General features: G+C 47.3%; 24 protein-coding genes. 19 read left to right on the forward strand and 5 right to left on the reverse strand.

Translation table 11 applies throughout. From position 1 onward, the window contains the following. Position 1 precedes the first annotated feature (1 nt). Genes DXA57_RS15755 through dnaB form a run of 3 tightly spaced genes read left to right on the forward strand, consistent with a single transcriptional unit; the run spans position 2 to position 3,831 of the window. On the forward strand, positions 2 to 2,050 hold the full coding sequence (locus tag DXA57_RS15755; RefSeq protein WP_117768223.1) for a DHH family phosphoesterase: 2,049 nt from the start codon (positions 2 to 4) through the stop codon (positions 2,048 to 2,050). Between the two features lies 1 nt (position 2,051). After that, the gene (gene rplI / locus DXA57_RS15760) at positions 2,052 to 2,498 is read left to right on the forward strand and encodes a 50S ribosomal protein L9 (RefSeq protein ID WP_117768224.1); all 447 of its coding nucleotides are present in this window, start codon (positions 2,052 to 2,054) and stop codon (positions 2,496 to 2,498) included. A 4-nt stretch (positions 2,499 to 2,502) separates the two neighbouring features. Beyond that, positions 2,503 to 3,831 (forward strand): replicative DNA helicase, encoded by a 1,329-nt coding sequence (gene dnaB / locus DXA57_RS15765; protein ID WP_117768225.1) that lies wholly within the window; start codon positions 2,503 to 2,505, stop codon positions 3,829 to 3,831. Positions 3,832 to 4,074: 243 nt separating this feature from the next. Here dnaB and DXA57_RS15770 read toward each other — a convergent pair whose 3' ends face one another. Next, positions 4,075 to 4,524 (reverse strand): helix-turn-helix transcriptional regulator, encoded by a 450-nt coding sequence (locus DXA57_RS15770; RefSeq protein ID WP_117768226.1) that lies wholly within the window; start codon positions 4,522 to 4,524, stop codon positions 4,075 to 4,077. A 14-nt stretch (positions 4,525 to 4,538) separates the two neighbouring features. Between DXA57_RS15770 and DXA57_RS15775 the strand changes: the two genes are divergently transcribed. The 3 genes from DXA57_RS15775 (at position 4,539) to DXA57_RS15785 (ending at position 8,352) form a co-directional block, all read left to right on the forward strand. After that, the gene (locus tag DXA57_RS15775; protein WP_117768227.1) at positions 4,539 to 5,675 is read left to right on the forward strand and encodes a hypothetical protein; all 1,137 of its coding nucleotides are present in this window, start codon (positions 4,539 to 4,541) and stop codon (positions 5,673 to 5,675) included. A gap of 118 nt (positions 5,676 to 5,793) precedes the next feature. After that, positions 5,794 to 6,429: a helix-turn-helix domain-containing protein gene (locus DXA57_RS15780; protein WP_158571348.1), complete on the forward strand. Its 636-nt coding sequence runs from the start codon at positions 5,794 to 5,796 to the stop codon at positions 6,427 to 6,429. Between the two features lie 102 nt (positions 6,430 to 6,531). Continuing rightward, complete coding sequence (locus DXA57_RS15785) at positions 6,532 to 8,352, forward strand: beta-N-acetylhexosaminidase (protein ID WP_158571349.1); 1,821 nt, start codon at positions 6,532 to 6,534, stop codon at positions 8,350 to 8,352. Between the two features lie 188 nt (positions 8,353 to 8,540). On the opposite strand, the gene DXA57_RS15790 is transcribed toward DXA57_RS15785, so the two are convergent. Beyond that, a complete protein-coding gene (locus DXA57_RS15790; protein WP_117768230.1) occupies positions 8,541 to 8,714 on the reverse strand; it encodes a DUF362 domain-containing protein in 174 nt (57 codons plus the stop codon). Positions 8,715 to 8,902: 188 nt separating this feature from the next. Between DXA57_RS15790 and DXA57_RS15795 the strand changes: the two genes are divergently transcribed. Next, positions 8,903 to 9,127: a DUF1858 domain-containing protein gene (locus DXA57_RS15795; protein ID WP_117768231.1), complete on the forward strand. Its 225-nt coding sequence runs from the start codon at positions 8,903 to 8,905 to the stop codon at positions 9,125 to 9,127. Between the two features lie 72 nt (positions 9,128 to 9,199). Here the strand turns inward: DXA57_RS15795 and DXA57_RS15800 are convergent, their stop codons facing one another. Further along, positions 9,200 to 9,979, reverse strand: coding sequence for an adaptor protein MecA (locus tag DXA57_RS15800; RefSeq protein ID WP_117768232.1), 780 nt, complete (start codon positions 9,977 to 9,979; stop codon positions 9,200 to 9,202). 455 nt (positions 9,980 to 10,434) lie between these two features. Between DXA57_RS15800 and DXA57_RS15805 the strand changes: the two genes are divergently transcribed. The 8 genes from DXA57_RS15805 (at position 10,435) to DXA57_RS15840 (ending at position 17,961) form a co-directional block, all read left to right on the forward strand. Then, complete coding sequence (locus tag DXA57_RS15805) at positions 10,435 to 10,677, forward strand: hypothetical protein (protein ID WP_117768233.1); 243 nt, start codon at positions 10,435 to 10,437, stop codon at positions 10,675 to 10,677. A 177-nt stretch (positions 10,678 to 10,854) separates the two neighbouring features. After that, entirely contained in the window at positions 10,855 to 12,543 is a 1,689-nt protein-coding gene (locus DXA57_RS15810; protein WP_117768234.1) for a glycosyl hydrolase family 18 protein, read from the forward strand. A gap of 138 nt (positions 12,544 to 12,681) precedes the next feature. Continuing rightward, positions 12,682 to 13,386 carry an N-acetylmuramoyl-L-alanine amidase family protein gene (locus DXA57_RS15815; RefSeq protein ID WP_117768235.1) on the forward strand — a complete coding sequence of 235 codons (705 nt, stop codon included), beginning with the start codon at positions 12,682 to 12,684 and terminating at the stop codon, positions 13,384 to 13,386. A gap of 53 nt (positions 13,387 to 13,439) precedes the next feature. Further along, positions 13,440 to 14,177, forward strand: a complete 738-nt coding sequence (locus DXA57_RS15820) for a hypothetical protein (RefSeq protein ID WP_117768236.1) — start codon at positions 13,440 to 13,442, stop codon at positions 14,175 to 14,177. Between the two features lie 220 nt (positions 14,178 to 14,397). Further along, on the forward strand, positions 14,398 to 15,096 hold the full coding sequence (locus DXA57_RS15825; RefSeq protein ID WP_117768245.1) for a 5'-methylthioadenosine/adenosylhomocysteine nucleosidase: 699 nt from the start codon (positions 14,398 to 14,400) through the stop codon (positions 15,094 to 15,096). Between the two features lie 212 nt (positions 15,097 to 15,308). Continuing rightward, positions 15,309 to 16,163, forward strand: coding sequence for a hypothetical protein (locus tag DXA57_RS15830; protein WP_117768237.1), 855 nt, complete (start codon positions 15,309 to 15,311; stop codon positions 16,161 to 16,163). 143 nt (positions 16,164 to 16,306) lie between these two features. Further along, positions 16,307 to 17,260 (forward strand): D-2-hydroxyacid dehydrogenase, encoded by a 954-nt coding sequence (locus DXA57_RS15835; RefSeq protein WP_117768238.1) that lies wholly within the window; start codon positions 16,307 to 16,309, stop codon positions 17,258 to 17,260. A 47-nt stretch (positions 17,261 to 17,307) separates the two neighbouring features. Then, the gene (locus DXA57_RS15840) at positions 17,308 to 17,961 is read left to right on the forward strand and encodes a hypothetical protein (protein ID WP_117768239.1); all 654 of its coding nucleotides are present in this window, start codon (positions 17,308 to 17,310) and stop codon (positions 17,959 to 17,961) included. Between the two features lie 70 nt (positions 17,962 to 18,031). Here the strand turns inward: DXA57_RS15840 and DXA57_RS15845 are convergent, their stop codons facing one another. Continuing rightward, on the reverse strand, positions 18,032 to 18,301 hold the full coding sequence (locus DXA57_RS15845) for a hypothetical protein (protein ID WP_117768240.1): 270 nt from the start codon (positions 18,299 to 18,301) through the stop codon (positions 18,032 to 18,034). A 26-nt stretch (positions 18,302 to 18,327) separates the two neighbouring features. Beyond that, positions 18,328 to 19,809, reverse strand: a complete 1,482-nt coding sequence (locus tag DXA57_RS15850; protein WP_158571350.1) for a serine hydrolase — start codon at positions 19,807 to 19,809, stop codon at positions 18,328 to 18,330. Positions 19,810 to 20,033: 224 nt separating this feature from the next. On the opposite strand from DXA57_RS15850, the gene DXA57_RS15855 reads away from it, so the two are divergent. The 4 genes from DXA57_RS15855 to DXA57_RS15870 all read left to right on the forward strand — a co-directional run bounded on the left by DXA57_RS15855 (position 20,034) and on the right by DXA57_RS15870 (position 22,297). Beyond that, positions 20,034 to 21,290, forward strand: a complete 1,257-nt coding sequence (locus tag DXA57_RS15855) for an AfsR/SARP family transcriptional regulator (protein WP_117768242.1) — start codon at positions 20,034 to 20,036, stop codon at positions 21,288 to 21,290. 18 nt (positions 21,291 to 21,308) lie between these two features. Then, entirely contained in the window at positions 21,309 to 21,743 is a 435-nt protein-coding gene (locus DXA57_RS15860) for a hypothetical protein (protein ID WP_117768243.1), read from the forward strand. 148 nt (positions 21,744 to 21,891) lie between these two features. Beyond that, positions 21,892 to 22,110, forward strand: a complete 219-nt coding sequence (locus tag DXA57_RS15865) for a hypothetical protein (RefSeq protein ID WP_243005812.1) — start codon at positions 21,892 to 21,894, stop codon at positions 22,108 to 22,110. Beyond that, positions 22,103 to 22,297: a hypothetical protein gene (locus tag DXA57_RS15870; RefSeq protein ID WP_117768244.1), complete on the forward strand. Its 195-nt coding sequence runs from the start codon at positions 22,103 to 22,105 to the stop codon at positions 22,295 to 22,297. The genes DXA57_RS15865 and DXA57_RS15870 overlap by 8 nt, the downstream gene beginning before the upstream one ends. The last annotated feature ends 113 nt before the right edge of the window (positions 22,298 to 22,410 follow it).

Raw genomic sequence — 22,410 nt, forward strand, 5'->3', positions numbered from 1 at the left:
TATGAAAAAGACGAAAATCAAATATAAGGGAAAACTGAAGTCGTATATGCAGTGGCCGGTGGTCTTTCTGGTGATCCTGGCGATCATGAATGTGGCGGTCTATACCGTCTCTGTAAAAGCCGGACTTGTCGTTTCCGGTTTCCTTGCACTTTTCGTAGTGCTGACACTGCTTCTGATCTTCCGGCACAGACCGCTGATCCTGAACGACCTGATTTCCTTTGCCACCCAGTACGGACAGGTGCAGAAGACGCTTCTGGATGAATTCAGCATCCCTTATGCCCTTCTGGATTCCGATGGCCGGCTCATCTGGATGAATGAAGAGTTTTCCCTGACAGTAGGCAAGGATAAAGATTACAGGAAAAACATCCAGACCCTTTTTCCGGAGATACACAGCGGTACGATGCCGGGGCTGAAAGGGGTAAAAGAGATCGAGATTCACTATGAGGACAAGGATTTCTGTGCCCGCCTTCAGCGGGTTTCCGTACAGAGTCTGGAAGATGCAGTCAATATCCTGGAGATCCCGAAGGACCGGAATTATGTGATCGCTCTGTATCTCTTTGACAACACGGAGCTGAACCATTATATCCAGGAGAATCAGGATCAGAAAATGGTTCCGGGGCTGATCTATCTGGATAACTACGATGAGGCGCTGGACAGCGTGGAAGAGGTACGCCGTTCCCTTCTGGTGGCTCTTATTGACCGGAAGATCACCAAGTATATCTCCAATTATGACGGTATCGTCAAGAAATTTGAGACAGACAAATATTTTATTATCATTAAGAACAAATATCTGAAGGAACTGCAGGCCAACCGTTTTTCACTTCTGGAAGAAGTGAAAGCGGTCAATATCGGTAATGAGATGAGTGTCACTTTAAGTATCGGCATCGGTGTCAATGGCGGCAGCTATCAGCAGAATTATGAATTTTCCAGGATCGCGATCGAGCTGGCTCTGGGCCGCGGCGGCGATCAGGCCGTAGTGAAGGAGAATGACAAAATCTCCTATTACGGTGGAAAATCACAGCAGATGGAGAAAAACACCCGTGTGAAGGCCCGTGTGAAGGCACAGGCTCTCCGGGAATTTATCGAAAACAGCGAAGAAGTAGTGGTTATGGGCCACAAGATCACGGATATCGACAGCCTTGGTTCTGCAGTCGGCATTTACCGGGCAGCGAAGATGCTGGACAAGAAGGCCCATATCGTACTGGGAGATATCAACAGTTCCATCCGTCCCTGGGTCAACATGTTTCGCAACAGCCGGGATTTTGATGAAGATATGTTTGTCACTCATGAGCAGGCGGAAGCCATCGTCAATCCGCAGACGGTTCTTGTGGTGGTGGATACCAACCGGCCGTCTCTTTGCGAATGTGAATCCCTTCTGGATATGACGAAGGTTATCGTGATCCTTGACCATCACCGCAGATGCAGTGATGTCATCGAAAATGCGGTGCTCTCCTATATTGAGCCGTTTGCTTCCTCAGCCTGTGAAATGGTGGCGGAGATCCTTCAGTATTTTACAGATGATGTGCGTCTGAAGACGGTGGAAGCCGACTGTATTTATGCGGGTATTATCGTAGATACGAACAATTTTGTGGCAAAGACGGGTGTACGCACCTTTGAGGCGGCTGCGTACCTTCGAAGGAGCGGTGCAGATGTGACAAGAGTCAGAAAGCTCTTCCGGGACGATATCACCTCGTATAAGGCAAGGGCAGAGGCCGTGCGTCATGCGGAAATTTTCATGCGTGAGTATGCGATCTCCCGTTGTCCCAGTGAAAATCTGGAGAGCCCGACAGTAGTAGGAGCACAGGCAGCCAATGAGCTTCTGAATATCGTAGGGATCAAGGCATCCTTTGTGCTGACGGAGTTCCAGGGAAAGATCTATATCAGTGCCAGAGCCATTGACGAGGTCAATGTACAGATCATCATGGAGCGCCTTGGCGGCGGCGGCCATCAGAACATTGCCGGTGCCCAGCTTGCAGATATGACTATGAGCGAGGCGATCAATAAACTGAAAGAAGTTTTGACAAAAATGACAGAAGAAGGAGCGATTTAACATGAAAGTAATCTTAACAGCAGATGTAAAATCTCTTGGAAAAAAAGGTGAGATCGTCGATGTAAGCGACGGATACGCCAGAAATATGCTGCTTCCCAAAAAACTCGGTGTGGAAGCAAACTCAAAAAACATCAATGATCTGAAGCTTCAGAAAGCCAACGAGGACAAAGTGGCAAAGGAGATCCTGGAGCAGGCGAAAGCTCTTGCGGCTGAGATCGCCGAGAAATCTGTGACAGTGTCTATCAAAGTCGGTGAGGGCGGAAAGACCTTCGGTTCTGTTTCCAGCAAAGAGATCGCCGAGGCAGCCAAAGCACAGATTGATCTGGAACTCGACAAGAAGAAGATCCAGCTTTCCAGCCCTATCCGTACGCTGGGTGTGACCATGGTTCCTGTCAAGCTTCACCCCAAGGTAACTGCTGAACTGAAGGTACATGTAAAAGAGGCTTAAGAGAATGGAAGAAGCGCTGATCAAACGGGTTCTGCCCCATAGCGTGGAGGCTGAGCAGTCAGTCATCGGTTCCATGATCATGGACCGGGACGCTATCATGACAGCCTCAGAAGTCATTACAAGTGAAGATTTTTACCAGAGCCAGTATGGTGTCCTTTTCGATGCCATGCTGGAACTTTATAATGAGGGAAAACCGGTAGATCTGGTCACTCTTCAGGAGCGCCTGAGAGAAAAAGATGTGCCGCCGGAGATCAGCAGCCTGGAGTTTGCAAAAGACCTTCTGGATGCGGTTCCAACCTCTGCCAATGTGCGGCACTATGCCACGATCGTTCAGGAAAAATCGATGCTCCGTAAACTCATCAAGGTCAATGAGGAGATCGCCAATACCTGTTATCTGGCAAAGGAACGGACGGAGGATATTCTGGAGGAAACAGAGAAAAAAATCTTTGACCTGCTCCAGTACCGAAGTACCGGAGATTTTGTTCCGATCAAACAGGTAGTACTGAACGCTCTGGACAAGATCGAAAAAGCATCAAAAAACAAAGGAACCGTTACAGGTATTCCTACCGGTTTTATCGATCTGGATTATAAAACTTCCGGTTTTCAGCCATCGGATCTCATTCTGATTGCAGCCCGTCCTTCTATGGGAAAAACGGCTTTCGTCCTGAATGTAGCTCAGAATATGGCTTTTAAGGAAGGGAAGACCGTAGCGATCTTCAGTCTTGAGATGTCCAAAGAACAGCTGGTAAATCGTCTGTTCTCCCTGGAATCCAAGGTGGATTCCCAGGCACTCCGAACCGGAAATCTGACGGATGAAGACTGGGCGAAGCTCATTGAAGGAGCCGCTGTTGTCGGAAAATCGAATCTGATCATCGATGATACTCCTGGTATCTCCATTGCCGAGCTCCGCAGCAAGTGCCGGAAATTCAAACTGGAGCACAACCTTGGGATCATCATCATCGACTATCTGCAGCTGATGAGCGGCGGCAAACGTTCCGAATCCCGTCAGCAGGAGATCTCCGAGATCTCCCGTTCCTTAAAAGCGGTAGCCAGAGAACTGAACGTTCCTGTTGTAGCCCTTTCTCAGCTCTCCCGGGCTGTGGAACAGCGTCCGGATCACCGTCCCATGCTTTCCGACCTCCGAGAATCCGGAGCGATCGAGCAGGACGCCGACGTAGTTATGTTCCTCTACCGTGACGACTACTACAACAAAGACACCGACAAGAAAAACATTGCCGAAGTCATCATCGCAAAACAACGAAACGGCCCCATCGGAACCGTTGAACTCGTATGGCTCCCCAACTACACCAAGTTCGCAAACATGAAAAAATAGAGCCGTGCAGACGGACATATGGAAGACCTCACCCTGCTAGCAGGAGTGAGGTCTTTTATATGTCCGTCTATAGGGCGAAGCCCGTCAGCGACATGAAGCGTCAGCGGAATGGAGCTGAAGCACGGCTCGAAGCAGAGAGAAGCCGTACCTCACCCTGCTAGCAGGAGTGAGGTCTTTTATATGTCCGTCTATAGGGCGAAGCCCGTCAGCGACATGAAGCGTCAGCGGAATGGAGCTGAAGCACTACCCTTTCTGCTTTCGGAACTCCTTGGGAGACATTCCAAATTGGTGTTTAAAGCAGCTGCAAAAATAAGAAATATCCGAGAACCCGCATTTTAAGGCAACATCCCGGATATTTTCTTCACTAAGTCGCAGTAGATGCTGGGCATTTGACAGTCGCAGATATCGTATATATTTTATTACGCCTGTTCCGGTTGTTTCTTTGAATTTCCTACAAAAATACGCCTCTTCATAGCCAAATCTTTTACTAATATTTTGGGTCGATATACTCTCCGTGTAATGATTGTTGATATAGGTAAGAGCTTCTTTGAATCGTTTGTCTGTTTTATGAATCCGTACTGTCTCAACAGAACAATATTGGTAGAATAAGCCAATAATTTCATAAATTTTACCAATGGCACAAAGGGGATTACATACATCCTGTGCAGCAAGCAGGGCAATTAGTTCTTCCATAGCATTGGCTACTTTTGGGTGAGTGGCCACGGGACAAAAAGAGACTTTCTCCTGAAAGAGCGGCTGAATGTATTAAAGAGAGGCTAGAAGCAGTAGGAGAAGAAGTAAAGGAAGTTTATACACCGGAAGAAGTGTATGATATTCTAAAAAAGATGCAGGATGGAGATGCCAATGGTAATGGAAGTCCGGATGAGATTGCCGATTTCGGAATTAACGGTTTCAGTTATATTGCCCCTGCTTTTGGATTAAATATGGATTTATTGTGCGGGTATTTCTTGGAAGATAATAAGGTATTTTCAAATTTCTATCATGAGAATTTCCCGGCTTATATTGAATATATGCAGCGGATGTATCAGGATGGATTAATTGATACATCAGCGCTTAATTCTTCAACGAGCCAGTTGATTAGTGAGAATCGCTTAGCACTTGTGTCCGGATACGCAGAATGGAATTTTGAATATTCGATTCCAAATCTGGATGAAAATAAGACATTTTTTACTCCTGTGTTGGTAGATGCAGATGGAGATCTTTCGAATGGCTTCCCAGTATGGGCAGATAGTGTGGAGACTATGACATATTGCCAATACTTTATTCCCAAAGCAAGTGAGAAAGCGGAAGCAGTAGTTAAGTTAATGGATTATGTCTATAGTGACAGATATGCGCTTATGAACCAAATTGGTGTTGAAGGGGTAGCATATGAAGTGGACGAAAATGGAAATTATACGAAGTTGCCTGCAGAGGGAGATGATGCAATAAGTTTTACTTATGCAAGTGCCGGTTTATATGCGTTACCAAGATTTATACTGTATCCAGAAGTGACAGAACGCTATAATGCCAGCGAGCCTCAGTATATGATTAATAAGGCTAATTGGAATTACAATTTTTATACAGAATTGTATCCGTTGGCTGATCAGGTAGAAACCACCAGTTATTCCTTAGCCATTGCTACGGATGAAGAGAGTGAAATTATATCAGAAAAGGAAGAACAGCTAAGGACTTATGCGTCGGAACTTATTTCTGATTTAATAATGGGTAATAAATCTCTGGATGATTTACCTGAATACCAGAAGGAACTGGAGGATCTTGGTTTGTTGGAGTATATGGAAGTTATGCAGGCACGTCGTGACCGTATAGTTGCTTCTGAAAAATAAAATATCGAATTTTGCGATTTCTTTTCGTGTTCATGCCACAGAAAATGTGTTACACTGATTCTGTAAGTGTTGGGGCAGTTTTGCCCTGAGAATGAACATGAAGGGGAGAAAAAATTTCATGGATGAAAAAAGGTATTTGATCTCTGATGCAGCCAAAGCCGTTCAGGCAGAACCTCACGTCCTCCGCTACTGGGAGGATGAGCTAGAGCTTCCGATCCAGAGGACGGAGCTGGGGCATCGTTACTATACCGAGGAAGATATTCAGACCTTTCAGAATATTAAGGAACTAAAAGAGCGGGGTTTTCAGCTGAAAGCCATCAAAGTACTTCTGCCGGAGCTTAAAAAACGAAAAGGAGATTCTTCTGCGGAGATCATCGATCTGGAGCAAAAACTGGCAGAACAGGAGAAAGAAAAAGCGGAGCCCGAGGAAAATATCACAGTCTTTCCTCTGAATCCGGACCTGGACAAGTTTCAGCAGTTTGAAACTATCATGACTTCTCTGTTCCGGCAGACCTTAAAGGAGAACAACGAGGAGCTGGAAAACCGGATCTCTGATTCGGTCATCCATGGAATGGACGTGCTGATGCAACTTAAGGAGGAAAAAGAGGAAGAACGGTTCCGTCGCCTGGACGAGACGATCCGCCTTCACCAGAAAAACGGAACGCTTGTGGCAGCGGCCAGAGAGCCCGGTCTTTTCCGGCTGTTCCGCAGGAAAAAGAAATCAGCAGTTGACATGGCAGGAGCAAAAAGTTAAAATCATTTTACCATATCGGACAGGCTTCCCGCTGTCTCTTTCAGGAGAGATATGTGGGGAGCCTGTCTGCATGATGAGGAAAAAAGAAAAGAGGATAAAATCATGGAATTCCTTCCAAATCCGAAACAGACGGAATATCATACAGGCCATTTTCTGCCGGGTCCCCTGACAAAAATCCTGCTCGTTGGCACAGAGCCGGGAGCTTTTCTCTATGCACAGATGCTCCAGAAGGAGCTTCGGGAAGAGGCAGGTCTTTCTCTGGATATCTTAAGGGCGCTGCGCCCGACGGAAAGCGGCGATATCATTCTGGGCCTGGATCAGAAACTGGAAAAGGACCACTATCAGCTGACTGTTGCAGAAGACAGGATCCTTCTGGCTGCAGGCGGTGACGAGGCACTCTGCAATGGCGTACAGACCCTCTGCCAGCTCATTCAGCTTCACGGCGCAGTTCTGCCCTGTCTTTCCATCACAGACTGGCCGGATCTAAAAAACCGTGGCTACTATATGGACTGCTCCCGCGGCCGTGTGCCGAAACTCTCCTATTTAAAGAAGGTGGCAGATCTGCTCTGCCGGTTCAAGGTGAATCAGTGGCAGCTCTACATCGAGCATACCTACCTTTTCCGTGGACTTTCTGAAGCCTGGAGAGAGGATACACCGCTAACGGCCGAGGAAATCATGGAACTGGATGTTTACTGCGCGGCCCGCCATATCGAACTGGTGCCCTCCCTTTCCAGCTTCGGCCATATGTACCGGATTCTCAGCACCAAGACCTGCTGTGATCTCTGCGAGCTGCCAGATTCCGAAAAAATCCCCTACAGCTACACCTATGCGGGTCAGCACCACACGCTGAACGTTTCCCATCCGGACGCTCTGGATTTTATCAAGAGACTGATCGATGAGTACCGTCCCCTTTTCCGTACGAACAAGTTCAATATCTGTGCGGATGAGACCTTCGACCTGGGAAAAGGAAGAAGCAAGGCTCTGGCGGAGGAAAAAGGCGAGCGCCAGCTCTATGTGGAGCATGTGAAAGCCCTCTGCGAGCATCTGGTGGCTCAGGGCTGCGTGCCGATGTTCTGGGGCGATATTATGTACCGCTGGCCGGAAAGCTGTGGAGAGCTTCCGAAGGAGACAATCTGCCTGAACTGGGGCTATGCGCCGGATCAGCCCGAGGATGCCATCAAGGCCATCGCGGAGAGTGGAATCACCCAGTATGCCTGCCCGGGTGTCTGTGGCTGGAATATGTGGATGCCGCTTCTCGATTTCGCCTACCGGAACAACCGGATCATGTGCCGTCATGCTCATAAGTATGGCGCTGTTGGTCTCCTGAACACTGACTGGGGCGATTACGGCCATGTGAACGATTACCGCTTAAGCATTCCGGGAATCCTCTACGGAGCAGCTTTCAGCTGGAATGCAGAGGAAGTTCCTTTTGATGAGATTAACGAGGCGATTTCGAGACTGGCCTACGGAGATACCTCCGGGAAAATCGTGAGCGGTATTGCTCATTTTTCCGATAATGAGATGTTTCAGTGGTCTCAGTCTGTGAACTGGATGGAAGGTGACGAGGCTCGCCGTGTGGAGATTCTGGAGGAGTGGAAATATACAAAGGAAAGGGCAGAAAAAGCCAATGCAGAGGTAAAAAAAGCCCTGGAGGAGATTTATGCCTGCACGCCTTATATGAGCGCCGGAAGAAAAGCTGTGGTACAGCTTTTTACTGTGACCGGAGAGGGAATCTGTATCTGGAATGAAGTCGGAGCCTGGCTCATGGACCGCTCTGAGGAAGAAGGCCGGAAACTGGCCGAGAGACTGGAAAACTGGCTGGAGCATTACCGCCGGGAATGGAGAGAGATCAGTAAGGAGAGTAGTCTCGCTGTACTGAGCAGCATGGTTGTGAGATATGCGGATTTGCTGAGAGGACGTTGACGTTCAGCGCAGGCCACAGGTCTATGCTACGCTTCGGTCGGTGCCAAACGAGTCCCACCGGGACTCAGCACCGCGCTTCGCGTTGGACTATTGATAAAAAAAACCGCCTGGTGTCGGGAAAACACCAGGCGATAAGGGAAAGAGAACTGCCACGCATCAGAGGCAGCTTCTATCCAAGAAACGGGAGATTACTCACCCGGATGGATAGCTTCGTTCGGGCACTCTGCCTCGCAGGTACCGCAATCCAGACATGCATCAGCATCGATCACATATTTTCCATCGCCCTCGCTGATAGCGTCTGCCGGACAGACAGCTGCGCAGGAACCGCAGGATACACAATCATCAGAAATTACATATGCCATAGTAGTTTACCTCCTTATAAAATGTACATGAATTGGTTCACTCAGAACCTTACCGCTATTTTAATACATTTACCTAAAATATACAAGTGAAATATTTGGATTTCTTGTTTTTGTCCCTTGCGAAAAACAAAGAAAAAGATTATAATGAAAAATATCTGTGAAAAAATCAACAAGGAGGAAAAACGATCATGATTAAGATTACCAAAGAAATGATCATTGGCGATATTTTAAATGAAGCACCGGATATGGCTCCTGTACTGATGGCTGCCGGAATGCACTGCATCGGCTGCCCGTCTGCTCAGATGGAAACCGTAGAAGAGGCTGCTTATGTTCATGGTATCGAGCCGGAGCTGCTCATCACCAGAGTAAATGCTTTCGTTGACGCTCAGGATAAGGAAGCAAAGGCAGAGTAATCGATCTTTGTAAAAAGAAGCAGGAAGAAGCTTTTTCAGAAAAAGTTTTCTTCCTGCTTTTCAATTGCCTGTTTATGCCAGCTGAGCCAGCTTCTGAAGAGCATTATCTTTTACGATAACATCCATATGCTCTTGATAAAAGGCACGCATGGTCGGTACATATTTCCGGTTGCCGGCATACTCGGAAAGAATGTTGCAGATTTTGTTAAATTCTTCCGGAGTGTGGTCGGATTTGCTGATGATAAGATGATATTCTCTGGTCAGCGGATCCTTATACAGACTGTTTTCTCCATCATAATGACCTTCCAGAATGTGAGCGGCACGGATAACAGTATCCAGATCGCGGAAACGGTAGAGTCTGGTCAGATTAAAGGAAGCAGTGTCAGCCGGAGCGGATTCCGCCTCTTCTTTTTCTGTGCCTTCTTTTGCAGACGCTTCTGACTGATATTGTTCCATAGCCTTTTTCTTGGCATTGCGGATTTTGTTGAAAAGTCCCAGTACATCATCGGCACCCTCCAGCTTGGAAGCGATAGGAGAACCGCCAAAAGGCTGTTCGCCCGGCTGCTGGGGAGAAAACTTGGCAAAACGTGTGTCAAGTTCTTCTGGATCCTCGACCTTTGTAATGATAAGGATAATGGAATCGGAAGAAAGAGGAATGGCCTCGATCATCAGGGGAATATCATTTGCCTCAAAACCAAATTCATAAGCGGCCTGCTGCATCATGTCGCGGAAAAGGCTTTTGGCCTTCTCAGTACCATAGGCAAGCTCGCTCAGCTTGATTTCACGGCTTAAAAGATCTTCTTTTGTAAGGGTGCATCGTATCTGATTGTCATTGATTTTTTCAATTTTCATTCTATCACATCCTGACTGTTTGAAACGGTTTGGTTTATATTTATCATATCATTATATACCGTTCCTGTGGTTTATGTAAAGTAAATGAAAGGAAAAAGATGAAAAAAATCAAAAAAGTGCTTGCAAATCATAGCTTTGTATTGTATAATAGCCGTTAAGAGATTTGAAATGGATTTCTGATTTTATTCTAATTTTATTCTGTGAGAAAATCATCTCGCTTATTCCAACTTTTTAACAACTGAACAGACAATGACAAAAGACTCAGACCTTCAGCCTTGCTCCTGCTCTGTTTTTATCTCTATTCCGTTTCATTTCTCTAGGATACAAAAGAAAACCGCTTGGTATGGAAATGGAACCGGCAGTCCGGAATAGCATAGAAGCAATATTCTGAACTGTCAGCAGGAAAGTAATATATCACAGGAAGCACATCCATTTTCGGCGGCGAAAAGAAAGGGGTGAGACCGATTTCAGGAAAGCACTGTGACGAGCAGTTCAGACTGTACAGGGAACTTTCCGATTATGACGGAGCAGGCATTCGGCTTTGGCTGGACGGTGTACCGAGTACGCCCGAGGAGATCACCAGGGCATGCTGCGCCAGAGAAGGAAACAGTTACATGCGGGATTACATCAGAAATTCTTCTGATAAAGTAACGGATATTGCCTTCGACTGCATCGACAAAAGCAAAAAAACCAGGTGAAAGCGCCCCCTTCGCAGACAGACTTGGTAAATTATTCTGATGAAAGTCGAAATTGGTCGTTTCGCAGCAGACCCTTCTATGCTATAATGCAGGTGTATGAGAATTGTGCGAGCTCGTTGCAGCAGAGCAATTTTCAGGTACTTTGTAGAATGATAAAAGGGGCTGGAGGTCGAATGAATGAAGAAAAAAATACTGCCTGTGATAGCGGCAGCTGTACTGATCGTAATTCTTGCGGCAATTTTGATTGTCGGTAAAGTAGTAGATAAATACATTCCTACAGATGAACGGATGGATTCTGCGGAATATTATGGGATTACCGGGGAAGGTCAGGTGCCTGTGATCCTCCAGGATGAGGTGGCGCCGGAGCAGAGTATGCTGGTGGAAGGCGTGTCGTACCTGAATTACCATACCGTAAAGGACAGCTTGAACAGCCGTTTTTACTGGGATTCCACAAATCAGCTCATGCTTTATACCACACCCACGGATGTGATCAAGATTCCGGCAGGCAGTGCGGAGTATACGGTTTCCGGGGAAGAGAAATCCTTCGACCAGATCATTGTCAGACTGGAAGGAGAGACTCCTTACATAGAAGCTGATTTTGTAAAACAGTATACAAATATGACTTATGAAACGCTTCAGGAGCCGGATCGCATCCTTGTGACTTACAAGTGGGGAACCATACAGCAGGCAAAGGTCAAACGGGATGAAGACGTCCGTTATCAGGGCGGAGTGAAGAGTCCGATCCTGACAGAGGTTTCCAAAGGTGATCTGGTGACCGTGCTGGAACAGCTGGAGAAATGGACCAGAGTTGCCACAGCGGACGGTTATATCGGTTATGTGAGAAATAAGAAGCTGGGTTCTGTGAAAGAAACGACGATCTCCAATGAGTTTACGGAGCCGGAGTACACAAGGATCCGGAAGGATTACACCATCAATCTGGTATGGCACCAGATCAGCAATATGGATTCCAACTATGCACTGTCTACGGATATAGAATCCATGACCGGCGTCAATACCATCTCACCGACCTGGTTTTCTGTAGCCAGCAAGGACGGAACCATTTCTTCTCTGGCAGATGCGAGCTATGTGGAGACCGCCCACGAAAAAGGCTTGGAGGTCTGGGGACTGGTAGATAACTTCAATCAGGAAGTGGATATGAAGGAAGTCCTTACTAATACGACAGCCAGAGAGAAGCTGACGGACCAGCTGATCGAAGCGGCTCTAGAATATCAGCTGGACGGTCTGAATATTGATTTTGAGAATCTGGGTGAAGAACTGGGAGATGCCTATATCGAATTTCTGCGAGAACTTTCTGTTCAGTGCAGGAAAAACGGTCTGGTATTATCCTCGGATAACACCGTTCCCAGAGATTTCAGTTCCTATTATCAGCGTGGTGAACAGGCTGAGGTGGTGGATTACTTCATTATCATGGGATATGATGAGCATTATTCCGGTTCGGAACCGGGTTCGGTTGCTTCTCTTTCCTTTGAAAAAGAAGGGATCGAGGCTACCATTGCAGAGGGTGTCCCGGCAGATAAGATCATCAGCGGTGTACCGTTTTATACCAGACTCTGGAAGACCGATACCAACGGAGAGGTGAGCAGTGAGGCCATTGGCATGGACAGGGCAGATGACATACTGGAGGCCAATGGTGTGACGGCGAACTGGAGTGATGAGACCAGTCAGGATTATGCAGAATACCATGATCCGGATGGTGCACTTTATCAGATCTGGCTGGAAAATGAAGCATCCATTGAGCTGAAGGCCAAACTTGTGCCGGAATATCAGCTGGCAGGTATTGCAGCCTGGAAGCTGGGCTTTGAACGTTCCAGTATCTGGGATGTGATCAGTACAAATATTAAGTAATAGAAGGGGAGCGCGAAGCGCAGACTGTCAACGGCAGTCCGTGCGGAGGCTCCCTTTTTGCGTCTCCTGTTCTAAGAAGAAACAAGGGTCTCATACACTGAAAAGACGGGAACGAGTGTAAAAAAGGAAGCCGGAAATATGAAAAAGATCCGTATGGAGACCGTTTTAAGTATTCTTCTCCTGGCAGGTCTGTGTCTTCTCTTTAGCAGAGAGAGCCACCAGACGGCAGGAAAGGCTGTGACAGGAGAAAAACAGGCGGAAGCAGCCGGTACAGTGGTGGTCGATGCCGGCCATGGCGGAAGCGATCCGGGAAAGATCGGAATCAACGGAGCCCGGGAAAAGGAAGTCAATCTGGCCATAGCAGAGAAACTGAAGGAGTGTCTGGAAGAGGCAGGGATCCATGTGGTCATGACCCGCTCCGATCCCGGAGGCCTTTATCAGGAAGAGGATGAGAACAAAAAGCAGGCAGATATGCGTGCACGCTGTACCATTATCAATGAAGCAAAAGCAGATCTGACTGTAAGTGTTCACCAGAACAGTTATCCGGCAGAGGCTGTCTGCGGACCGCAGGTCTTTTATCATGCGCAGTCTTCGGAAGGCCGGAAGGCCGCAGCCTGCCTGCAGGAAGCCCTGAACAGTGCGCTTTCGATCGCAAGGCCGCGTGAGACGAAGGCCAACAATACCTATTACCTGTTGAAAAAAACAAAAACGCCGGTGGTGATCGCTGAGTGCGGCTTCCTCTCCAATTATGAGGAGGCAGAAAAACTGACCTCGAAAGAATATCAGAAAGAGGTGGCAGAAGCGCTCTGCACCGGAATCCTGACCTATCTGAACGCAGAATAAGCATTCACTGAGGGATCAAGCTGCACCAGCTGGCGGAAATAAGGAGGAACTTTATGAAAAATAATTGGAAGAAATATAGAATTTTTACCGCTTTTCTCTGGAGCCTGCTCTTTCTGGCAGGCTGGAATCTTTCAGGAGTAAAAGCAGCGGCAGCAGCCGGACCTTCCTGCGCAAAGACAAAAACGGTTTATTTTCAGAAACAGACCTTTCCGGATCCTGTAAGTCAGAAAGTCATTACCTCGTATGATCTTCTGGGTACAGGAGAACTGGATCTGAAGCATCTTTCCGGGAAGGCTGTGATCAGCAGCCTGAAATCCAGCAACCGGCACATTCAGGCTGTGGCAGACGTTCTTTATAAAAAAATCTATCTTTCAGCAGACTCTCTGAAAAACGGAGAGAAAACGGTCTTAAGCTTTACCGTGAAACAGAACGGGAAAAGCAGCCGTCTGACCTGTAAGGTAACGTTCCGCACGGATTTTATAAAGAAAGCAAAGCTTGGAAACCTTGATCTGACGCGAAAGCTGAACCGTTCAGCCGGTGTATTGCGTGTCAAAACCGCACAGAAAAAAGCAAAGGTAACGATCGCTCTGCCGACCGGTTATAAGATCGTGAGCATCCGCTATAACTACAAGGGGCAGGAGGCAGGTCCTGTCTGGAAAAAAGCGAAAAAGCTGAAAAATGGCGGAATCCTTTCTGTCAAAAAGAATACGGTTCTTTTGATCGAGTATGCACCGAAAACAGGGAAAACGTTGTATAACCGCTCTTATATCATACGGATCAACGGAAAATGATGTGAGCTTCATTCGGACCGGGATTTGGCTATTTGCCGATGATGAAACTGCAAGGGATGCGTCTGGCTCTGTACAAACGCTCCGGATTCCGTTATACTAGGCTATGAGCATCCACTTCCCCGCCGCTCAGGATCTTTGCACACCTGGATCCGGGGGCCTGTCCTGCATTTTCATGCAGGATGAGGAAGGAAAAACAGAGAAAACAACAAGGAGAAAAGACATGAATACAGTAGGTATCATCGGAGCAATGGAAATAGAAGTTGAGACCCTGAAAAAACACATGAAGATCAGAAGAACGGTAAACAAAGCCCATATGGAGTTCTGTGAAGGGGTTCTCGGAGGAAAAGAAGTAGTTGTGGTAAGAAGCGGCATCGGAAAAGTCAATGCAGCTGTCTGCACACAGATCCTGGTAGATGATTTCAAGGCGGATACGGTGATCAACACCGGTATTGCAGGTTCTCTGAAAGCAGAGATCAACATCGGCGATATCGTGATTTCCACAGATCTGGTCCATCATGACATGGATGCGGTAAACTTTGGATATCCGCTGGGACAGATCCCGCAGATGGATACGTTCTCTTTCAAGGCAGATGAGAAACTGGCAGAACTGGCTGAGAAAGCCTGCCATGAAGTGAATCCTGAGATTCAGGTATTCCGTGGAAGGATCGTCAGCGGAGATCAGTTTATCGCAGAGAAAGCAGTAAAAGAGCGTATTGCAGAGAACTTCCAGGGTTACTGTACCGAGATGGAAGGTGCTGCCATTGCACAGGCTGCTTATTTAAATGAGGTTCCTTTCGTGGTCCTTCGTGCCATTTCTGATAAGGCCGATGACAGTGCGACCATGGATTATCCTACCTTTGAAGCAAAAGCGGCAGAGCATTGCGTGAAGCTGGTGGAGCATTTCCTGGAACTGCTGTAAGACCTCAGTCCCTTTTTCAGGTACCTGATCCCCTTTTCGAGGCGTTTTTTGTCAAACGAAAATGCTTGCAAAAGTCTGATGATGGATTATAATGGCTCTACAACCCGGGCATGATATCCGCTGCCTGTGTGGAAGAGCAACCGCATCCGAAGAAAGACCGGCTCTTTGGATGCGGTTCCATCATCATATCTAAGTTCAAAAGGGGGATTCGTATGTTACAGACAGTGATGCAGCAGAATTTACTGTTCTATGGAATCGGAATTCTTAGCTTTTTCGGTGTGATAAGCCAGATCTGGCTCTGGATGATCTATGGCAGGATGACAAAGGATATGGAAAACGAGCGGGCAGCCAAAGGGAAACTGATCCGTCAGATCCGGCAGAGATATGGCCTCCTGAAGAGAATGGGTGACGGGAATGTCAATACCCGGGCTTTTATCGAGAGGAGCCTTTATCAGTACCGGCATCTGGGGAGAACGCTCCATCAGTGGAGGCGGACCGGGACTGTGACGCTGGTCTTAAGCCTTATTCTGGCGGCAGCAGGCTACTATTATGCGGGAAAGCTGCGGATGGGACTGGCTGTGCGTCAGGATTATCTGTGGGCCATGGGGATCGCTGCGGCAGTGACGGCTCTGGTCTATGGACTTACGGATGTCCGTTACCGCCGTTCTTATCTGGAAACAGGTCTTCTGGACATGTTGGAAAACAGCGGAAATGCTGCGGCTTCCGGAAAGTCTGCAAAAGACGCTTTTCAACCGGAGAAAAGCCCGGCTGTTCTTTCCGGTCAGCCCGGCCAGGGGGATGAGAGCCGGGGACAGAATTCTGCACCGCTGGAAACGGCGGCCGCGGCGGATAAACTTCCCTTCCGGAAAAACAAAAAAGCGGTGGCCCGGATGCAGCAGGAAAAGAAAGAACTCAAGGCCGATCTTTCACGGATCCGTGCTTCCGTAGGAGAAACAGCGGCAGGCGGGGAATCAGAAAAAGAGAGAAAGACAGAGGTTCTCAGAAATATGGATCCTGCGGAGCAGGAGCGTATTATACGAGAGGTGCTTAAGGAAATTTTATCGTGAAGAAATAGACTTGAATCTGTCTGTCAATTCTGCTAGAATAAGGGCAGCAAAGAGAAGAACTGCTAAAGAGAATGTAAAGTAAAAATGGCGAGGGCGCGGCAGGTTTGGTCTTGTCGTGCCCTTCTTTTAAAACAGGAGTGTGTATGGAGATTGTTTTTCTGGAAAAAGGTTCCCTCGGCTCTGATATCGATCTGAGCTATTTTTCAGAACTGGGCCATGTGACCTTTTATGAAGTGACAAAGCCGGAACAGGTTCCGGAACGGATCAAGGATGCTGACGTAATCATTGTCAACAAGCTTCCTATGGATGAGACCACTATTTCCGGAGCCTCTCATCTGAAGCTGATAGCGCTGACTGCTACAGGCATGAATAATATTGATTTTGATTATACCGGTTCCCGTGGGATCCTGGTAAAAAATGTAGCCGGATATTCCACCAGTGCGGTGGCCCAGCACACGTTTGCTCTGCTTTTTTATGTGCTTCACCGTCTGGCTTACTATGATCATTATGTAAAGTCCGGAGCTTACTGTGAAAATCCCGGATTTTCTCATTTTGATGAGAAATTTTCAGAGCTGGATGGCAAGATCTGGGGGATTGTCGGTCTGGGAGCTATCGGACGGCGGGTGGCAGCCATAGCAGAAGCCTTCGGCTGTCATGTGATCTATTATTCTACTTCCGGAAGAAACACGGATCAGCCGTATAAGCGGGTGGATTTTGAGGAGCTTTTGGAACGTTCCGATGTGATCTCTCTTCATGCACCGCTGAATCCGGATACCGAAGGGCTGATGAACCGGGAGGCATTCCGGAAAATGAAAAAAAGCGCCTTTCTGGTCAATGTAGCCAGAGGAGGTCTTGTAGTGGAACAGGATCTGGCAGATGCTCTGAACGAGGGCGAGATCGCCGGAGCCGGTCTGGATGTTCTCTGTCAGGAGCCCATGCGGCCGGAAAATCCTCTGTTTGCCATCCGGGACAGCAGAAAGCTGATCATTACGCCGCACATGGCCTGGGCTCCGGTAGAAACCCGTGAGCGCCTGATGCGGTGTGTATATAAAAACATAGAAACCAGTTCCTGTTGTCAGGAACGGAACGCTGATTAGTACCAGACAAAAGCTGCATCAATATCTAATACGAGGAGGAAAAGATTATGGCATTTTTTGATGAACTGAGCAAGAAACTTTCCGGAGTGAGCCGTGTAGCCGTACGGAAAGCAAAAGAAGTAACGGATATCGGAAGCTTAAAGCTTCAGATCGCGGATGAGAACCGGAAGCTGAGCAAGATCTATGAGAATCTCGGAAGAGAATACTATGACAGATTTCAGAATGAAGCGGCAGAGGAGCTGTCCGGACTGGTGAAACAGATCAAAGACAGTACCGATAAGGTCGCAGCTTTGCAGGATGAAATCAGCAGAGTAGAGGCAGAGAGTGCTGCCCGTGCAGAAGAAGAGCGTGTCCGCCGGGAGGCAGAGGCTCAGGCTAGAAGAGAGTCTGTGGCAGAAGCAGAGATGCGGGAAGTTGATGAGTACGAAGACGAGGAATACGAAGACGACGAGGAAGCGGCTAAAAAAAACAGCGAAATGACCGGGTACGAAGAAGAGACAACTGGAGAAGAGGCAGCAGAGGACACGGACGAAACCGAAGACGAAGTTGACACTGCATACGCAGAGGAAACAGAAGAAGCGGCAGAGGAAGAAACTGTGGCAGAAGAAGGCGAAGCTGACGAGACTGCAGAGCTTGCTTCAGAGGAAGAACCAGGGGATGCCGAGACGGAAGAACCGGAGCAGAATTCAGAGTGGTTATAAATCAAAACAGAGCTTGTATACAAAAACCGGAATAGCTGTCGGGCACATTCCGGTTTTTGTTTTGCATATATCAATCATCCTCTTCGAGCACCTGGATCTCCAGATAGTCGAAGGGCACTTCTTCAATAAAACTGTCTTTTCGAAAACGGGTCTTGCTGTGACGCTGAAATTCTGACACATTGGAGGAGAGCCAGATTGGCTTTCCAAGGTCAAATTCGTAGCAGATCTCTTCCAGAGCCTGAAAGACCTTGTGCGTCCGGCTGTCTTTCTGACCATTTTCCACAACCGTATCTTTTAAGAGATGATTATCCTTCCAGAGCTTTCCCCACATTCTGAACATAGTGCTAAGTTCCTCCTTTTCCAGAGTCAGCTGCCGGAATCCGGATCTTCTTCTGCGGCTTCCGTCCCGGCATCACTCTCTTCGAAAACTTTGCTGCTTTCCGTTTCCATATCCGTATCGTCAGTTTCCTCTGTTTCTGCGGTTTTCTCTGCTGTCACAGCATCGGCTTCCTGGAAAAATCCGTAAACTTTTGCAGAAACGGCACGGATATTTTCCACAGCTGTATCCTCGTCTGTAAGGTTGGTGGCCATAACGCAGATGATGTAGTCCCGATACGGTGTATACACGATGGAAGCGTCATTCTGTGTGTTGTCTTTCTCACCGGTTTTATTGGCTGTTTTGATCTCAGAAGGAATACCGGCAGGGATTTTCCAGGTGATCTCCTGATCCAGAAGGTAACCCTCCAGCTGACGGGAAGCCAGATGGCTGACCATGTCACCGTCATAAATCTCCTCCAGAAAACGGCCGCAGTCCTTGACGGAAGTGACATTGACCTCATCTCCGTACCAGAGATTAGAGTCCTCCAGGCCATTGTACTGCCAGGTATCGGTAAAATCATGTTCTTCAATGAATTCATTTACTTTTTCCATGCCGTCCTGATGCTCATGAGAGTCGCTGAGATAGCGGACCAGTTCATTGGCGGCCTCGTTGTCACTGAGACTGATCATGTCACTCAGGAGCAGATCGATGGTCTCGGTTTCTTCCAGTTCCTGATGCTGGATCTTCTCCAGAACAGCGCCTGCGATATAGAGCTTGATCAGGCTGGCAGAATCCTGCGGCTGATCGTTGATGGTGAGGCTGATCCCGCTTTTCAGATCCTTCACGTAGATGGACCAGGAACCCTCATACGTATCAATCATCTTATTCAGATCTTTTTTCAGATTCTTGAAAGAAGGAACGAGAAGGTACTGGGAGGTCAGATAATATTTCGTATCGGGATCGCTGCTTTCAGAGGCGGGACTTTCCGTACGGATCCCCTCGGAAGCCAGTTCAGACTCTTCCTCCGGAGTGACGCCGGGAGTCTGTGCTTCCGTGGAATCTTCCGTTTCCGTCGGGGCTTTGTCTTTCGTGGAATCTTCCGTTTCCGTCGGAGCTTTGTCTTCGGTGGAGTCTTCTGTTTTTTTCGGAGCTTTGTCTTCCGTGGAGTCTTTCGTTTCTGCCGGAGCTTTGCTTTTTGTGGAAGCCTCTGTTTCGGATGGAACGGCGGTTTCCGTGGTCGCTTCCGTTTCTTCAGGAGTTTTGCTCTTTGCGGAGGCTGCTGTTTTCACTGGAGCCTTGGTTTTTGTGGAAGTCTTTTCTGTTTTCTCCGTTTCTGTTTCCGCAGTTGTTTCCTTAATTATAGTGTCACTCTCCGTTTCCGGAGCTTTTTTCTGTGTATTCGGTGATGCGTCTGCCTGCAGGGAAGCGTTTACTTCTGTTGTCCGATCCAGGGACAGTGCCCCTTCATACATGAGGACGGTAGCTGCTGTTACTGCAGAGATCCGTATCAGTCGCTTTGCCAGATTCATAGATACCCTTGCCTTTCTAAATGGACGTATCAGATGTTGCCTCATGCCATCATACAATAAATGATGCGAAAAGTAAATAATTTTTGCGGACGACAGGAAACAGGGGAGATTTTGTGATATACTTTTATACATGTAGAATTGCGTGAACTTGTGTTACAGCGAAAACGTTTAAGGCAGCGATCTTGACAACGTTATGATCTGTTTAAACAACAGGAGGTGATCCGATGGAAAAAGAAATTTTGCAGGTACAGATGCTGGGCGGTTTTTCTCTGGTTTATCAGGGGAAAACACGGGTGTTTGAGAGAAATTATACATCCAAAAGCATGCAGCTTTTGCAGATTCTGTTTCTTCACCTGGGAAACGGGATACCGAAGGAACAGCTTCTGGATGAACTGTATAGCCGGGATGATGTGGAGAACCGGAACGGTAGTCTGAACAATACGATTTTTCGTCTGCGGAGACAGCTGGAGGCCGCAGGACTTCCGGAAGGAAAATATTTCAGCCTGAAAGACGGTATTTACCGGTGGGACCCGGTGATCTCCGTGGAGACAGACCTTTCTCTCTTTGAAAAAAAGCTGGAGGAAAGCAGGGAAGAAACCGATGAAGAGAAGAAAGTAGAACTTTTGAAAGAAGCCTGTAGCATGTATAAGGGTGAGTTCCTTCCAAATATGATCGGGGAGGACTGGGCGGCAGTGGCAAATATCCACTATCGGGATCTTTACTTTGAAGCTCTTCAGGAACTTTGCGGATATCTTAAGGAAAAGGAACATTTTGAAACGATTTATCAGCTGACTACGGCGGCAGCACAGATCTATCCCTTTGAGGTATGGCAGCTCTGGCGTATTGACAGCCTGATTGCCATGAATCGCTACCAGGACGCCATAGTCGTTTATAAAGAAGCGACAAAACACTTTTTCGATGATTTGGGGCTTCCGCCTTCCCAGAAGATGCTGGAACGTTTCCAGCTCATGAGTGAACGGATCCAGCAATCCGTAGGAGCTCTGGGGGAGATCAAACGTGGCCTTCGGGAAAAAGAAGATCAAAAAGGGGCATATTACTGCTCCTTTCCAAGCTTTATCGACATTTATCATGTGATCGGGCGTATGATGGAACGGAATGGAATCTCTGTCTACATCATGCTGTGCACGCTGACGGACAAAAACGGAGAGATCCGTATGGGAACCGATCGGAATAAAGAGGCTTCCAAAGCCCTGAAAATCGCTATCTGCAATTCTCTCCGGCGGGGAGACTTTTATACCAGGTACAATGAGAGCCAGTTTCTGATCATGCTTTCCGGAACGACTCTGGAAAACTGCCAGGTGATCTCAGCCAGGATCGACCGGAATTTCAGAAAAGATTTTGCCGGACATTTCCGGATCAATTACTATATGGCTTCCGTGGCAGAACTCCGTGAGGAGAGAGAGGAAGATCCGATTCTTTTTACCTCTGCGGTCGACTGTTGGGGGAATACCAGGAAATAACAGGAGTGATACATATTTATGGAAGAAATTCATTTTAATCTGGCTGCACCGAATCTTCTCTGCATCTGTGTGGACGACAGACAAAATGGGGAGAGCAGCGGAAGAGTATATTGCTGTTATTCCAGGGCAGCAGAATCTTTTGCCCATGAATATCAGCTGATCAATATCATAGAAGGATTTTTGGATCGCATCGATTATCCTCAGTCTTCGGTGAAGATCCGGAGTTTTCAGAAAAAAGAAGAAAAAAAGCTTCCGAGACCGGAAAAGGTTCTGGAAGGTCGGGAAGTGGCCAGCCACAGGGGAAAACTTGGTACTTTTCTCGTACATGTAAAGTATCGGCAGAATGCTACCTGGCAGGGGGAAATCTGCTGGGTGGAAAAGGGCAGAAACATTTCTTTCCGGAGCGAGCTGGAGCTTTTAAAACGGATGGATCATGCACTGGAAGTCCAGTGATACGATAAAACTCTTTCAAAAAGCACAAAAAAATCCTGAAAATAGCATAGACGAAAGAGATAATGAAAGAGTATATTTGTTATACTTGATGAAAATGGAAGTGATTTTTCCGGAAAACAGAGAACCAGGTGGATAAGGAGGGATATGTTTGCAGGATAAAAGAAATAGAGACGCACTGGTTGGAAAAAAAGGCACATTTGTTGTACATGTGCAATGTCTGGAGAATTCCACCTGGCAGGGTGAGATCGTCTGGGCGGAAAAGAATGAATCATTGAAATTTCGAAGTGCTTTAGAACTTTTAAAAATCATGGACAGCGCTCTGACAACAACAGAACAGGGTGAAGAGAAAGGGGAAAGTTATGAATAACAGAAAATGGTCCAGAGTAATTGCGATGCTTCTGGCCGTCATGCTGGTATTTTGTGATTCGAATGTGATCTATGCGGTAGAATCCATGACGGAAGCACAGACAGAAGCAGCGTCTGAAACTGCGGAAGCCATGCAGGAAGATCAGGAATCACCGCCGGTCGTGGATACGGAGGTTGTTAACAGTTAAATATAAATTATAAAATTATATAAGTCGGTGTTGAGTTTTATAAGATATTAGAGCAGAATATTATTGAAAGGAGTTGATACTTTGAGTAAATATTATTCTATACATGAATTTTC

This window comes from Blautia sp. OF03-15BH (assembly GCF_003463065.1).
In the GTDB taxonomy this organism is placed as follows: domain Bacteria; phylum Bacillota; class Clostridia; order Lachnospirales; family Lachnospiraceae; genus Limivivens.